This window comes from Duganella sp. CF458, from assembly GCF_900113115.1.
Classification (GTDB): Bacteria; Pseudomonadota; Gammaproteobacteria; order Burkholderiales; family Burkholderiaceae_D; genus Rugamonas.
The window spans coordinates 151,308-166,705 of the sequence record NZ_FOOF01000010.1 but is presented as its reverse complement, the minus strand read 5'-3'; the positions used below and the strand labels follow the sequence as shown (position 1 = coordinate 166,705).

12 protein-coding genes are annotated in these 15,398 nt (G+C 63.5%); 7 read left to right on the top strand and 5 right to left on the bottom strand.

The window, feature by feature from the left end; genetic code table 11:
* The first annotated feature begins 3 nt into the window (after positions 1–3).
* Together BM269_RS16870 and BM269_RS16865 are read left to right on the top strand one after the other, a co-directional pair.
* Positions 4–3,678: a pilus assembly protein gene (locus BM269_RS16870; RefSeq protein WP_170860402.1), complete on the top strand. Its 3,675-nt coding sequence runs from the start codon at positions 4–6 to the stop codon at positions 3,676–3,678.
* 1 nt (position 3,679) lies between these two features.
* On the top strand, positions 3,680–4,258 hold the full coding sequence (locus BM269_RS16865; protein ID WP_090439153.1) for an energy transducer TonB: 579 nt from the start codon (positions 3,680–3,682) through the stop codon (positions 4,256–4,258).
* A gap of 12 nt (positions 4,259–4,270) precedes the next feature.
* Here BM269_RS16865 and BM269_RS16860 read toward each other — a convergent pair whose 3' ends face one another.
* Both BM269_RS16860 and BM269_RS16855 read right to left on the bottom strand, forming a co-directional pair.
* Positions 4,271–4,855, bottom strand: a complete 585-nt coding sequence (locus BM269_RS16860; protein ID WP_090439150.1) for a Crp/Fnr family transcriptional regulator — start codon at positions 4,853–4,855, stop codon at positions 4,271–4,273.
* A gap of 8 nt (positions 4,856–4,863) precedes the next feature.
* A complete protein-coding gene (locus BM269_RS16855; RefSeq protein WP_170860401.1) occupies positions 4,864–5,280 on the bottom strand; it encodes an ester cyclase in 417 nt (138 codons plus the stop codon).
* A 256-nt stretch (positions 5,281–5,536) separates the two neighbouring features.
* On the opposite strand from BM269_RS16855, the gene BM269_RS16850 reads away from it, so the two are divergent.
* Positions 5,537–7,744, top strand: coding sequence for a TonB-dependent receptor (locus BM269_RS16850; protein WP_090439144.1), 2,208 nt, complete (start codon positions 5,537–5,539; stop codon positions 7,742–7,744).
* On the opposite strand, the gene BM269_RS16845 is transcribed toward BM269_RS16850, so the two are convergent.
* On the bottom strand, positions 7,738–8,475 hold the full coding sequence (locus BM269_RS16845; protein ID WP_090439141.1) for a substrate-binding periplasmic protein: 738 nt from the start codon (positions 8,473–8,475) through the stop codon (positions 7,738–7,740). The genes BM269_RS16850 and BM269_RS16845 overlap by 7 nt on opposite strands.
* Positions 8,476–8,697: 222 nt before the next feature.
* Between BM269_RS16845 and BM269_RS16840 the strand changes: the two genes are divergently transcribed.
* Positions 8,698–10,719, top strand: a complete 2,022-nt coding sequence (locus tag BM269_RS16840) for a methyl-accepting chemotaxis protein (RefSeq protein ID WP_090439135.1) — start codon at positions 8,698–8,700, stop codon at positions 10,717–10,719.
* 8 nt (positions 10,720–10,727) lie between these two features.
* Positions 10,728–11,564, top strand: coding sequence for an HDOD domain-containing protein (locus BM269_RS16835; protein ID WP_090439132.1), 837 nt, complete (start codon positions 10,728–10,730; stop codon positions 11,562–11,564).
* Here the strand turns inward: BM269_RS16835 and BM269_RS16830 are convergent.
* Positions 11,553–12,452, bottom strand: a complete 900-nt coding sequence (locus tag BM269_RS16830) for a LysR family transcriptional regulator (RefSeq protein WP_090439129.1) — start codon at positions 12,450–12,452, stop codon at positions 11,553–11,555. The genes BM269_RS16835 and BM269_RS16830 overlap by 12 nt on opposite strands.
* Positions 12,453–12,540: 88 nt before the next feature.
* Here BM269_RS16830 and BM269_RS16825 point away from each other — a divergent pair, with 88 nt between their 5' ends.
* On the top strand, positions 12,541–13,305 hold the full coding sequence (locus tag BM269_RS16825; RefSeq protein ID WP_090439126.1) for a sulfite exporter TauE/SafE family protein: 765 nt from the start codon (positions 12,541–12,543) through the stop codon (positions 13,303–13,305).
* A gap of 92 nt (positions 13,306–13,397) precedes the next feature.
* Here the strand turns inward: BM269_RS16825 and BM269_RS16820 are convergent, their stop codons facing one another.
* Positions 13,398–13,907 carry a GAF domain-containing protein gene (locus BM269_RS16820; RefSeq protein ID WP_090439123.1) on the bottom strand — a complete coding sequence of 170 codons (510 nt, stop codon included), beginning with the start codon at positions 13,905–13,907 and terminating at the stop codon, positions 13,398–13,400.
* A 64-nt stretch (positions 13,908–13,971) separates the two neighbouring features.
* On the opposite strand from BM269_RS16820, the gene BM269_RS16815 reads away from it, so the two are divergent.
* Complete coding sequence (locus BM269_RS16815) at positions 13,972–15,396, top strand: RecQ family ATP-dependent DNA helicase (RefSeq protein WP_090439120.1); 1,425 nt, start codon at positions 13,972–13,974, stop codon at positions 15,394–15,396.
* The last annotated feature ends 2 nt before the right edge of the window (positions 15,397–15,398 follow it).

Genomic DNA, 15,398 nt, shown 5'->3' with positions numbered 1-15,398 from the left:
TCGATGAGGCCACTCTTCAAACAAATCATGCTGGCGGCACTGTTTGCCGGTAGCGTGCTGGGCGCCGCCTTGTCGCGCGCTGCCAGCACGGACCTGGCGGACAAGCCGCTGGCCAACTCCACCACAGCAGTGCTGCTGCCGAACATCATGCTTGACCTGGATAATTCCGGCAGCATGCTGTGGAACTACATGCCTGACTATGTCCGCATGAAGTCGGGCAACAGCTTCGAGAAGTATTGCCGCAACACCGATGGCCGGATGTCGGCCGTCTGCAATGATGGCGACCCGCCATTTGCTGCCAGTGCTTTCAACAAGATCTACTATAACCCTGCCGTGCGCTACGATTGGCCGGTCAACCACGACGGCTCGCGTCGCGCGGATGCGACCAAGGCGGCAAGAACTGCCTACCAATCCCCATGGGCAGGGATCCCGAGCGATGGCTATGGCAAGCAGCGCGTTGAATGGACCTATGGCCAGACGGACCTGGGCTACCCTTGCGGCCCTAGTACTGCCTGTCCCAAGCTGAAGGTGACCGACACCATCAACCTGGCCACGATTGGTAGCGAGAAGGCCAACTTTCCTGACCGCGTATGGTGTGATGGAAACGGCAACAATTGCGTCAACGCACTGAATGGTTCGACCTACGCTTATCCGAACGGGTGGAACTATGTCGCCAAGGTGGTGACAGGCGCACCTTACTACTACAACGTGATCGTGAAATGGTGCGACAGCAACGGCAATAATTGCCAGGCGACGCGTGATAACACCCACACGACAGTCGATTTCAGCGGTTGGGAACGCGTCGATATCGTTTCTACGCGCAACAGCTATCCGAAAGCGGCCAGCCGCACCGATTGCAGCGCAGCGAACAGCTGCAACTTCGATGAAGAGATCAGCAATTTCGCGAGCTGGTACGCTTGGTACCGCACGCGATCGCAAATGGCGAAGTCGGCCATCGGCCTGGCATTCAAGGACGTGCGCGGTACGCCGAAGCAGGTCACGGAAGACAAGACGGACGCCAACTATTTCCATGCCCGCATGGGCTTGATGACCATCGATAACTCCACGATCGCGGTCCCGATCTCCGCCTTCGAGGGCAAGCACAAGGAGTCGTTCTATTCCGAGCTGTACAAGCTGAACCCGGACACCAGCACACCGTTGCGTGCCGCGTTGAACGAAGTGGGCCGGCTGTATAAGTTCGGCAAGAACGAAGCATTCCCGGATGGACCGGATCCAATCCAGGCAGCCTGCCAGCGCAACTTCGCGATCCTGGCAACCGACGGTTACTGGAACGGCAATGCAGCCTTGCACACCGATGATGGACGTTCTGTGCTGATGACGGACCAGGACGGCGACATCGGCAAGGCCCCGCGCCCATCGTATGCCCCGTACAAGGCTGGCTCGCGCGGCGTGGCCGCCGACCAGATTACGCTGGCCGACGTCGCCTTCTATTACTACAACAACGACCTGCGTCCGAACATGGAGAACATCGTCCCGAGCGCGGGCGGTGCGGCGAACGTCGGCGACGTCGCCAACCACCAGCACATGACGACGTTCACCCTGGGCCTGGGGGTCGATGGCACGTTGCCATATCGAAGCGATTACAAGACGGCCAAGGCGGGCGAATACTATAAGATCATGCAGGGCCCGCAGAACTGGCCGGCGCCAACGGAAAACACGCCCGAAACAATCGACGACTTGTGGCATGCCGCAGTGAGCGGCCGTGGCACCTATTTCAGCGCCAAGGACCCGGCGGCACTGCAAGACAGCCTGCACCAGGCCATGAGCAGCATCGGCCAGTCCGACGGTAGCGGCGCGGCGGCGGCCACCAGTAACCTGCAGCCGACCGAAGGCGATAACAGCATCTATATCGCCAACTATCGCACCGGCGCATGGGATGGCGAATTGAGCGCCTATGCCATGGACACCACCACCGGTGAGGTCATGGGCGACCCGAAATGGCAGGCCGCAGCGAAGTTGCGTACCAAGATCACTGCCGATGGCGACTCGCGCACGATCTGGACTTCGGACGCCAACAATAACCTGGTGCCGTTCAACACGGGCAGTATGGCGAATGACCAGAAGGCCTACTTCAACGAGACTGTCCAGAAGTCGCTGAGCCAGTACAAGACCTGGACCGCAGACCAGGTCAAGGCGGCCAATGCCGATACGCTGGTGAAATTCCTGCGCGGGCAGGATCCGCAGGTCATGGTCGACAAAGAAAGCAAGCGCCTGTACCGTGAGCGCGACAAGGTGCTGGGCGACTTCGTGCACTCGCAGCCGGTATTCGTGCGCGATCCACCGTTCGGCTTCAAGGACCCGGGCTACGCGGAATTTGTTGCCAAGCATGCTGATCGCGCCGGTATCGTTTACGCCGCCGCCAACGATGGCATGCTGCACGCTTTCGACGCGGATTCGGGTGAAGAGCGCTGGGCTTACATTCCGCCGATGGTGCTGCCCGACCTGTGGCAACTGGCCAACAACGATTATGCCGACCGCCACCGCTATTACCTGGACGGCGCCCTGACCGTCTCCGACGTCAAGATCGGTACGGAATGGCGCACCATGCTGATCGGCGCCATGGGCAAGGGCGGCCGCGGCTTCTATGCGCTGGATATCACCGACCCTGCAACGCCGAAGGTACTGTGGACGTATAGTGCCGACGACAATCCAAATCTCGGCTATAGCTTTGGCCCGGCGCATATCACCAAGGTCAATGAAAAATGGGTAGCCGTCCTGACGTCCGGCTATAACAACGTCGCGGAAGGCGGCAAATACGACGGCGACGGCAAGGGCCACGTATTCGTGCTGGACCTGTCGGACCCGAAGATGAAGGCCAATGTGCGGGATATTGCAACCAGCGCCGGTTCGAAAACAAATCCAAGCGGACTGGCCCGCCTGAACATCGCTGCCTTCAAATTCAATGACGACAACACGGCAGTTGCGGCCTATGGCGGCGACTTGCTGGGCAATATGTGGCGCTTCGATTTGAAAGCCGGCACGGTGACCCAGTTGATCAACGTGGGTGAGAACCGTCCTATCATGGCGGCGCCGGACCTGACCGAAGGCCCTGACAAATCGGTGATCGTGTACTTTGGTACCGGCCGCTTCCTGGGCACCAGCGACCTGGTCGTGCCGAAAGAGAGCGCTTCGGTAACTCCGCAAATTGTGGTTGGTCTCAAGGATGACCTGGAAAATACGAAGAACCTGTCGTTGAACGCATTCGTGAAGCAGCGCATGACGTCGTCCGACGTCACCCGCAACATCGTCGATGCCCAGAAGGTCAACTGGTCGAGCGATCCGGGTTGGTATATCGAACTGCCAAGTGCCGGCGAGCGCGTTGCCGTCGATCTGCAACTGTTCGAAGGTACCCTGCTGGTGCCAACCGTGGTGCCATCGGCATCGGATTGCCAGCCCGGCGGCTATAGCTGGCTGTACCAATTCAATGGCAGCGGCGGCGCAATCAACGACAAGGCCCCGTTGGGCACCAGGATGACTTCGCCGATCGTAGGTATGACGGTGAGCAAGCTGCCAAGCGGCAAACCTGTGATTGTCATCGTCACCGCTGATGGCAAGCGCCCTAAAACCGTTGGCCTGACCAAGCCAAAACCGGGTGATGGCGGCAATGGTGGCGAGGTCCAGACCAGGCGCCTGCAGTGGCGTGAATTGGGCAAGTAAGATGCGGCGTGCACCGTGGGGCAAGGCCGGTGCCTTGGCCCTGACGGTGCTGGCCCACCTGGCTTTCCTGCTTGGCGCCGGCCAGCATGGCGGCGCCGTCAAAGCGCTGCCACCGCCGGCGCCCGTTGCATTGATGGTGTCGCTGCTGCCGCAGCCGGCAGTGGCGCCCAGCAAGCCCTTGGCACCAGTCAAGGCCGCCGAGCCTGCGGTAGTACTGGCTGCGGCGCCAGCCCCCGCTCCCGAGCCGCCAATGGTGGCGGAGCAAGACCAGCCCCCCCCGCAATTTTTTCCCTTGCACGAATTGACCAGCCCACCCACGGTGGCGGATGGCCTGGCACGCGGCGAGCTGCTTGAGCTGCCTGGCACCAGCGGCGGCTATATCACCGCGCGATTCTGGATCAACGCGCTGGGCGAAGTCGTGCGCGCCCAGGTGGTCGAGGTCGATGGCAACGAAGACGAGGAGGAAAAGCTGCTGGCGGCCTTGCGCCATGTGCGTTTCCTGCCGGCCCGCATCGGCCAAATGGCCGTGCACAGCGAATTGCAGATGGAATTGCGGGTGGTCCGCAACGCGGGCCTCTGACGGCGCCGCGGCTCAGGCGAGCCGGCGTGCGATCCGGTTCAGGCCGACCGGCGTAACACCCAGGTAGGCTGCCAGCTCTTTTTGCGGCACGCGCTGCACCAAGTCCGCCCGGCGCTCGCGCAAGTGCCGATACATCTGTTCCGGTGTGTACATCAGCAGGTCGCGCTCGCGCGCCATCTTCAATTGGGTCAGTTGCTGGAAGGCGAAGCGGATTGCCTTCTGCCACGCCAGGTGGCGCTCACCCAAAGCGTCGACCAGGCGCCAGTCGAGCGCCTCCACCACGCTCGGTTCGAGCGCAGCGGCGCCAAAGCTGGTGCGGGCACCCGGCTGGAACGCGATCGGGCAGGCAAACAGTTCATCCTCGATCGTGAAGCTCTTGATCCACTCCTTGCCATCGGGCGTGGTGTAGAACTGCTTGAGCAAGCCGGAGCGCACGCCGTACAGGCGCGGACACACTTCCCCTTCGTGAAAGGCGAAGGCGCGCTCGGGCAATTGCACCAGCTGTACCGCGGCCGCAAGCCGGTCAACCTCCGGCAATTGCAGGCCGGCGGCTTGTTCGAGGCGGCGCAAGGCGCGCACCAGCGTCAGATGTTCCATGCAGCGGATTATAGGATGACACCGAGCTGGCGCATCAGCTTCAAATCCTCGGTGATGCGCCAATGCTGGCTGATCTTGCCATCGCGGATCCATTCGATCTGCATCTGCCGCACGTCGATGGCCTTGCTGCTCGGCGCGATGCCGAAAAAGCTGCCGGTTTGGGTGCCGGTCATGCGCACGTAGGCTGCCACGCGGTCCGGTGCCAGCACCAGGTCTTCGATGGTGTAGTGCAGGTCGGGAATCGCTTCGCGCATCATCAGCACGATGGGCTTCAAGCCTTCCGGGCCGGGTGGCGGATCGGCCAGTCCAGGACTGTGGTTGCGGTAATCGCTGGTCAACAGCTCGTCGAGCACGTCGACTCTACCCTGGTTCCAGACTTCCTCGAAATAGCGCTCGATCAGCTGTGCGTTCGCTTGCAATGACATGTCTTCCTCCATAAAAGAAGGCAGCGTAGCGCGGCAAGGGCGGCGTGTAATTAACCCGGGTTAATGCCAGTTGACGACACGCGGGAACGACACTCCCCCGGCCTTTGTTGCGCCGATGCCAAAGCGCCCGCGGCGAGCAGGCAGGCGAACAGAGAGGAGCGCAGCAGCGAATGCATTGCCGGGGAATGTTAAATTGAAACTATCATTATGCCACGCTCAGTTATCTCTGCTAGCATGAAACCACACGGGAGGCAGCATGCGCGCATGGTGGACGATCGGTGTGGTGTGGCTGGCGGCATGGCCGCTGGCGGGGGCGCAGCAGGCGCAAGAAAGTGCACTGCCCAGCGTCTACGTCACGGCCCAGCGGCGCGCGGAACCGGTGCAGGATGTGCCGTTCAACGTTTCGGTCTTGCGCGGCGAGGCGCTCGACCTGCTGGCCGCCAGCGGCCGCGATTTGCGCTACCTGGCGTCGCGCATGCCCAGCCTGCATATCGAGTCGGACTTCGGCCGGTCCTTCCCGCGTTTTTACCTGCGTGGCCTGGGCAATACCGATTTCGACCTGAACGCAGCGCAACCGGTCGGCGTGGTGTATGACGAGGTGGTGCAGGAAAGCCCGCTGCTCAAGTCCTTCCCCTTGTTCGACCTGCAGCAGGTGGAAGTGCTGCGCGGACCGCAGGGAAGCCTGTTCGGGCGCAATGCGCCGGCCGGGGTGGTGAAGTTCGATTCGGTGCGCCCGGCGTTCCGGCGCGAGGGGTACCTGAACACCGGCATCGGCAAGGACCGCATGCGCAATGCGGACGGGGCGTTCAATCTGCCGCTCGGCGAAACGCTGGCGTTGCGGGTCTCGCTGCTGAGCCAGCACCGCGCCAACCGCGTCTTCAACGACCGCCCGAACGCCGCCACCACGGAGTTCGAGGGTTACCACGACAACGCCGCGCGGCTGCAACTGCTGTATCAACCCAGTGCCGCCTTCAGCGCGCTGTTGAACGGGCATGGGCGCCATATGGGCGGACGCGCTACCTTGTTCCGCGCCAACATCCTTCAGAAGGGCAGCAATGCGCTGCTGCCGGGCTTTGATTACGCCAGCCTGCCGACCGACGGCATCAATCACCAGTCCTTGCGGACCAAGGGCGCCAGCCTGCGCCTGCGCTGGCAGTTCGATGGCCTCAGCCTGCATGCGATTTCCGGGTGGGAGCGGGCGCGCTTTTACAGCCGTGCCGACGTGGACGCCGGCTACGGCGCGCTGTCGCACCTGCCGATGGGGCCGGGCCGCATTCCTTTCCCGTCCGAGACCGCCGATGCGCTGCCAAGCCATCGGCAATTGACGCAGGAGGTCCGGCTGGAATCGGACCCGGCGCAGGCGTGGAGCTGGCTGGCCGGCCTGTACGGCTTCAAGGAAGAGATCAAGATCGACAGCTTCAGCTTCGACAGTTTCAATGGCAACCGGCAGAACGCCTATGCCTGGCAGGCGCAGGACAGCCGCTCGCTGGCTGTCTTCGGCGCCATGGCGTGGCGCGCCGGTCCCGGCCTGCTGCTGCGCGCCGGCCTGCGCTACACCAAGGACCGCAAAGACTTCCTGGCCGCCCGCCCGCAGCCGGCGCCGGGGGCGCAAGCGATTGCCGGGCTGGCGGTGGCACCGCGCGGCAATGACTTCAGTTGGGACCTTGGCGCGACGCAGGCGCTGGCGCCGGACAGCCATGTGTATGCGCGCGTCGCGACCGGCTACCGCGCGCCGTCGGTGCAGGGCCGCATCGTGTTCGGCAACAGCATTTCCGTGGCCCGTGCCGAGCAGGCCCTGAGCTGGGAAGCCGGCTGGAAGCGCGACTTCATGCAGCGCCGTGCGCGATTTGGCGTGGCGCTGTTCCGCTACACGGTGGACGAAATGCAGCTCACCGCCGGCAGCGGCGTCGTCAACCAGAACCGCCTGGTCAACGCCGCCAAGGTGCGCGGGCAGGGTGTCGAAGTGGAGTGGCTGGTGCATCCCAACAGCGAATGGACGGCCAGCCTGGGCGGCAGCTATAACGCGACCAGGATGCGCGATGCCGGCTTGTTCGTGCTTCCCTGCGGCAATGGCTGCACGGTGCTCGACCCGCGCGGCACGGCGCCCAATAACGTCTTCATCGACGGCAATCCGCTGCCGCGCGCACCGCGCTGGATCGCCAATGCCACGCTGCGCTACAGCCAGCCCTGGCGCAGCGGCGAGCTGTTTGCGCATACCGACTGGGCCTATCGCGGCCAATACAACTTCTTCCTGTACGAGGCGGTGGAATACCAGGCGCGGCCCTTGCTGGAGGGCGGCCTGCGGCTTGGCTACAAGGATGGGCGCGAACGCTTCGAGGTGGCGGCCTTCGTGCGCAATATGACGAACAAGGTGGTGGCCGTGGCGGCCATCGACTTCAACAACTTCACGGGCGTGGTCAACGAGCCGCGCACCTATGGACTGCAGCTGAAATTCAATTACTGATATTTCGAAGTCATGCGCAGCCACTGCGGATCTTCGCGCATGCGCTTGACGATGGGGGCAACCTTGTCGAACAGGTCATTGCGTCCCATCGGCACCAGGAAGCGGCGCTCCGTGGCGCGCCCCGGCATGTCCACCAGCGTCAGGCTGGCGTGCAATCCATGCTGGCGCACGAAATAGCGGGCCGCCGATTCCGACACCGCGACGCAATCGATGCGGCCGCGGCGCAGCTTCTCCAGGTTGAGCTCCTCGCTCGCTGCATCCTGGCGCAGCAGGCCGTGGCGCTGGATCCATTCATCGATGCCGGGGTAGACATAGCCCAGGGTCAGGCCGATCGATTTGCCGGCCAGCCCGCCTTGCGCGTCCGGCAGGATCGGCCGTTCGCTGCGCGACACCAGGACGAAGTGATCGACGGCGAACGCCGTGGTCCACAGGTATTTCTTCTGTGCGACGTCATCGAACCATTGCGGCATCATGCCGATAACGATGCCATCCAGCGTGCCGTCTTCCAGCCGCATCTGCAGGCGCTTGCGCGGCAGGTAAGCCAGCCGGAAACTGGTGCCGTCGGTGGCCTGCCGGTTCAAGTAGTCGATTGCTTCGTAATAGATACCGCGGGTGCCGTCGATCACCAGGGGGGCGAAGTTGGCACTGGTGTACACCGTGACTGTTTCTGCCTTTGCGGCAGGCAACAGCAGCGACACAAACAGCGTCAGCATCGGCATGAGAAATTTCATAGACGCACTATAGCAAAGCGCTTGTGCTTGCATCATGAAAGTTAAATTCTTCGTTGGCAATTGTTTCGCGCGGCTGCAACACAAATGGCGATGCAGAAAGAGATTTGTGTGGTTAATTCTCACGGATTGTAACGCCCGACGATAAATCGGCATATGATCAAAGCAAGAGGTATCGCGGTGCCGCAACGCACTTTTTACCAATCTTCTCTTTGGGAAACTGCCATGAAACTTACCTCCGTTCTCGGTCAACTCAAGCTGGCCCATAAGTTCATGATCCTCGGCCTGATCGCGGCGTTGCTTGCGATCATCCCCGCTTTCCTCTACATGAGCGAAGCGGGCAAGGTGCTGGCCGCCTACCAAGGCGAGCATGAAGGCTTGCCCATCGTGGTGGACGGCTTGAAGGTGGTGCAAACCACGCAGCAGCATCGCGGCCTGTCGGCGCTGGTGCTGGGCGGTGTCACGACCGTGGCGGAAAAGCGCCGCGCCAAGCAGGCCGAGGCCGACGCGGCGTACGGCCGGCTGGAGAAGGCGGCGGCCGCGCTGGGCGACAAGGCCATCATCGATGCCTTCGCCGCCGCCAAGCAGGAATGGGAAACGCTGCGCAGCAACGTGGCGGAAGGCAAGATCACTGTGCCGCAAAGCTATGCCGGACACACCGGCCTGGTGCCCAAGCTGCTCAAGGTGAATGAGCTGATCGGCGATGCGTATGGCCTGAGCCTCGATCCCGACAAGGACACCTACCAGCTCATCCAGTCGATGTTCTACCAGCTGCCATGGCTGACCGAGGAGACCGGCAAGACGCGCGCCAAAGGCGCCGGCCTGCTGGCAAAGAAGGAGGCCACGCCGGAAGACCGCATGCAGCAAGCGGCCATCATGTCGCGCGTGACGGACCGCCTGGACCAGACCCTGACGGCATTCGGCAAGGCTGCCGCCGCCAATCCTGTCATCGATGCCAAGCTGGGCGCGCAATTGCGTGACGCGGGCGATAGCGCGCGCAAGATCGTCGAGCTGGGCACCGAGCAGATCGTGAAAGCCGATCCGCTGACTTACTCCGGTGAAGAGTGGGTGGCAAAAACCACGGCGGCCATCGATATGCAGTTTGCCGTGAACGAAGCAGCCGCCAAGGTGATCGATGAAATGCTGAAGGAAAAGATCGCCGGCTTTACCGAGCAGCGCTGGATCATGGTGGTCTCGATGGTGGCGCTGTTTGGCCTGGCGGCCTGGATCTGCGTGCTGATCGCCCGCTCGGTGACGGTACCGCTGCAACATGCCATTTCCGTGGCGGACGAGGTGGCGCAGGGAAAACTCGATAACGACTTCGACGTCGGCCCGCCCAATGAAGTCGGGCAGCTGCTGCGTTCCCTCAAGTCCATGAGCGAGAGCTTGCGCGGCATCGTGTCCGAGGTGCGCGCCAGCGTGGACCAGATCAACGCGGCCAGCCGCGATATCGCGACCGGCAATGCCGACGTGTCGTCGCGCCTGGAATCGCAAGCCTCCAACCTGGAAGAAACCGCTTCGTCGATGGAAGAGCTGACGTCCACCGTCAAGCAGAATGCCGACAATGCGCGCCAGGCCAACCAGCTGGTGCATACCGCGTCCAGCGTGGCCAGCAAGGGCGGCGAAGTGGTCTCGCAGGTGGTGCAGACCATGGGCGAAATCAACGACAGTTCGCGCAAGATCGTCGACATCATCGGCGTGATCGATGGCATCGCCTTCCAGACCAATATCCTGGCGCTGAATGCCGCGGTGGAAGCCGCGCGCGCCGGCGAGCAGGGGCGCGGCTTTGCGGTGGTGGCGTCCGAAGTGCGCAACCTGGCGCAGCGTTCGGCCTCGGCGGCCAAGGAGATCAAGGACTTGATCAACCACAGCGTGGACCGGGTCGAGACCGGCAACCGGCTGGCCGGCGAAGCGGGCCTGGCGATGCAGGAAGTACTGAAGAGCGTGCAGAGCATCACCGCCATCATGCAGGAAATCGCCACCGCGTCGGCCGAGCAGGGCAACGGCATCGAGCAGATCAATATGGCCGTGACGCAGATGGACGACACCACGCAGCAGAACGCGGCGCTGGTGGAGCAGACCGCGGCCGCCTCGGCCAGCCTGCAGGACCAGGCGCAGACGCTGGTGAAATCGATCAGCATCTTCACGCTGGGAAATGAAGGCAGCGCTGCGCCAGCCGTACGCAAAGCGCCTGCTACGCGGCGCGTGCCAGGCAATGTGCGCGCCTTGCGGGCGGCCTCGGTATAATTTCTTGCATGGAAAAGCTCAGGGACTTAGCCACCATCATTTCGGAAGTGCAGCGTGGGGAATTGGTGTTCCCCACCAGCGTCAATGCCGCGCTGGCATTGCAGCTTGCCTTGGCTGACCCTGAATGCCACGATGACGAAATCGCGCGCAAGGTGCTGGGCGAACCGGTGCTGGCGGCGCGCGCGGTCGCCCTGGCCAATGCCGCCGTGTTCCGGCGTCATGGTGCGCCGCCGATCACCAGTGCACGCGCTGCCGTGATGCGGCTTGGCTACCGCAACCTGTATTCGCTGGCCGCCGCCATGGTGGTGCGCCAGTTCGGCGCCCGCATCCGCGACGCCGGGCTGCGCGAGCGCGCCGAGCAATTGTGGAAGTATTGCGCCCACGTGGCGGCCATTGCTTACCAGGTGGCGCGCCATATCACCCGCACCGATCCCGATACGGCGCTGTTTGCCGGCATCGTGCACGAGGCCGGCAATTTCTTCCTGCTGTCGCAGGCCGACCAGGTGCCCGGCTTGCTTGATGAGATGGGCTCGCGCCTGGGGCCGGTGCAGGAAATCGTGGCGCGCGAGGTGCTGCGCAAGCTCGAGGTGCCGGAGGCGGTTGGCGCCGCCATCATTACCTTGCGCGATAGCGCCATCAGCCTGCCGCCATCCGGCTTGCGCGATACCCTGCTGCTGGCGCGCCACCTGTCTCCCGTGTTGTCGCCGTTGCCGGTGCCACAGGACGAGTACCTGGTGCGGCGTAGCGACATCGTGCAATGCCTGGAAAATTTCCCCGACCTGGCAGAACTGCTTGACATCGCTGCCGCGGAAGCGCGTTCGATGGGGGCTGCGCTACTGGCCTGAAGCTGCAGGTGGGGCATCTTCCAGCAATTGTGTTGCAAGCAGGCTGGCATGCGGCGTCAACGCCGAAAAGTCGCGCGCGCAGAGGTAGAGCCGGCGCGTCGCCCAGGTTTCCGACAGCGGCACGATAGCCAGGTCGCGGCGCAGTTGCCGCGCCACCGCGCCGGACATGATCGAGATGCCGATGCCAGCCTCGACGTGCATTGCCACATGGTCGATGTTGCGCAGCAGGATCCGGTAGTCGAGTTGGTGGCCCAGGCGCGAGGCGCGTTCCCCGAGGTGCGCTTCGAGTGCGGTATCGGCGATGCCGACAATAGGCTCGCCCAGGATATCGGCAAACGTCACGGCGTTTTTCCCCGCCAGGCGGTGCGCATGGCTGGCGACCACCACCAGCTGGTCGCTGGCGATCAGGTGCGTCTGCAGCGGGCCGAAGTCCGTGATGTCCGCCACGATGCCCAGGTCGGCGCGCCGGTCCACCATGGACTGCACGATTTCCGCGCTGGGCCGTTCCAGCAAGTCCACCGACAGGTCGCGATAGGCGGCGAGGAAGCGGCACAGCTGCGGCGGCAGGAAGGCCGCCAGCGCGGCGGAATTGGACAGCAGGCGGATGCGGCCCTTCAGGCCCGTGGCGTAGGTGCGCAATTCACCGCGCATCTGTTCGACCTGGCCCAGGATCGCGCGCGCATGGCGGAGCAGGGCTTCGCCGGCCGCCGTCGTGCGCACGCCGCGCCGGTTGCGCTCGAGCAGGGGGGCGCCGAGTGCCGCCTCCATGCCGGCGATGCGTTCGCTGACCGAGGCCAGCGCCAGGTGCATGGTGCGCGCGCCCTGGGTCAGGCTGCCGCATTCCACCACGGTCAGGAACAGCCGCATATCAGTCAGGTCGAAGCGCATGTGAAGTCTCCAGCATTCGGAATTTCCGAAGTGTAGCACCGGAATTGCCAGATTGCGGGGCAACCGCTTGCCGACTAACATCGCTGGCATGGACTCGATGATTCTGACTTTCTCTGCGGGGATACTGGCCGGCACGATGAATGCGCTGGCGGGCGGCGGTTCCTTCGTGAGCCTGCCGGCGATGATTGCGGTCGGCGTGCCACCGGTTCAGGCGAATGCTTCCAGTACGGTGGCGCTGTTTCCGGGCGGCCTGGCAAGTGCCTGGGCTTACCGCGACGGCTTGCGGCCGGTGGGCGGGCTAGCGTTGCGTGCTTTGCTGTTGGTCACCTTGTGCGGCGGCCTGGCGGGCGCCTTGCTCTTGCTGCGGACGTCCTCGGCGGCGTTTGCCTTCGTGCTGCCATGGTTGCTGCTGGTGGCATCGATCGCGCTCGCCTTCGGACGGCGCCTGGGCCAGGCCTTGCGTGCGCGCTGGCAGGTGCGTGCGCCTGCCGTGCTGCTGGTGCAGTTCGCACTGGGCGTATACGGCGGCTACTTCGGCGGTGCGGTCGGGATCATGATGATGGCGATGTGGGGCTTGATCGATAAGCGCGACCTGAAGGACCTGAATGCGCCGCGCACTTTGCTGGTCAGTGCGGCCAATGCGGTGGCGGTGCTGGCATTTGTGGCGGCTGATGCGGTGCACTGGCCGGTAACGCTGGCCATGCTGGCTGGCGCCGTGCTGGGCGGCTACGGTGGCGCCAGGGTTGGCCGCCGCGTACCGCCCAACGCGATCCGCGCCATCACACTAGTCGCGACGTTTTGCATCACGCTGGTGTTTTTCTGGAAGACTTATCTTGGAGGCAATCATGCTTAGCGCATTGCTGGAAACAATAGGAACGCTCGGTATCCTTATCAGTATCGCCGTGAAGCTCGGCGTCGCTTTGCGTGCCCGGTAGAGGCCAGAGATCAGCGGCGGGATTGTTCGAGGATGCGGACCAGCGATTCGATGCCTTCGGCGTCGACCGCATCGAAGCGGCCGGGCAGTGGGCTGTCGAGGTCGAACACGCCGATGACTGCGCCATCCTTATCGAAGACCGGCACCACCAGTTCCGAGCGCGAGGCTGCATCGCAAGCGATGTGGCCAGGGAAGGCATGCACGTCTTCCACCACGCTGGTCGCGCGCTTTTCAACCGTGCTGCCGCAGACGCCGCGGCCCTTCTTGATGCGGATGCAGGCCGGCTTACCCTGGAAGGGGCCGAGCACCAGTTCATCCGGGCCTTGCATGAAATAAAAGCCGGCCCAGTTCAGGCCCGGCATGCTGTTGAAGACCAGCGCGCTGGCATTGGCCGTGTTGGCGATCCAATCATGTTCGCCGTGCACCAGTCCGCCCAGTTGCAAGCGCAAGTCTTCATACATGGCGCGCTTGGCTTCGGGAGTATCGGTGCTGTAGGTGGTTTCGCTGAGACAGAAAGACATTTTGCCGCTCGGTATGTTACTTAGGACGCCGACATGTTACCAGCAATCGCGCTAACTTGCGGCCATGGCTACTCATCCTCAAATCCATCGGCTGCTGCGCGACGTGTTCGGCGTCGAGCGCCTGCGCGCGGGCCAGCAACAAGTGATCGACAGCGTGCTGGCGGGACACGACACGCTTGCCATCATGCCAACCGGCAGCGGCAAGTCGCTGTGCTACCAGATTCCGGCCTCGATCCTGAAGGGCAGCACGGTGGTGGTGTCGCCCCTGATCTCGCTGATGAAGGACCAGGCCGAGAAGCTCGACGATATTGGTATCGACGCAGCGCAGCTCAACAGCAAAGTGCCGGCCGAACAGCAGCATGAGGCGCTGCAAGGCTTGCGAAATAATCAAGGCCGCATCGTGTTCTGCACGCCGGAGCGGCTGGCCACGCCGGAGTTCATGTCCTTGCTGCACAAGGCTGACATCGGGCTGGTGGTGGTGGACGAAGCCCATTGCATCTCGCGCTGGGGACACGACTTCCGTCCGGCATACCTCGATATCGGCGCGGCGCTCGATGCGCTGGGCCGACCACCGGTATTGGCGTTGACTGCCACCGCCACCGATGAAGTGGTGGACGATATCCGCCGCCAGCTCGGCGCGCCGACGATGCGGGTGGTGAACACCGGCATCTACCGTCACAACCTGCACCTGGCCGTGCGCCAGGTGACCAATGCCGATGAGCGGGCGGCTGAAGCGCTGCGGCTGGTGCGGGAAGCAAGCGGCAGCGGCATCGTCTACACGGCGACCGTCAAGGCCGCGCAGGACATGCTGGCGGCGCTCGAAGAGGCCGGCGAAAGCGTGGCGCTCTACCATGGCAAACTTCACGCCGGCGAGCGCCACCAGAACCAGGAGATGTTCATGGCCGGCGCGCGTCGCGTCATGGTGGCGACCAATGCCTTCGGCATGGGCATCGACAAGCCCGATATCCGCTTCGTGATCCATTTGCAGGTGCCGGCCAGCCTGGAAGCCTACTACCAGGAGGCGGGACGGGCGGGGCGCGACAGCGATGCAGCGGATTGCACACTGTTGTACTTCCACCAGGATAAGCGCGTGCAGCAGTTCTTCCTGGCGCGCAGCTATCCCGACGCGGCCTTGCTGCGCGCCGCCTATGATGCGGCGGCCGGCGGCGAGCGGCCACGCGACAATCGCAGCCAGGTCGCGCTCAAGCTGTTGAAGGAGGGCGGTTGGCTGAAGCAGGACCGTAAGCTGCAATACCGCCTGGCCGGCGATGCGCCACGTCCGATCGACCTCGAACGCCTGGCGGAACGCTATCGCGAAAAGCAGGAGCATGACCGCGAGGCATTGGCGCACATGGTGTCGTATGCCCAGAGCGGGTATTGCCGCTGGAAGCTCCTGCTCGACTACTTCGGCGACCGGTCCGCCGGCATCGAACGCTGCGGTACTTGCGACAACTGCAGGTCGCCGCCGACAATCAATGCAGGAGAGTGACG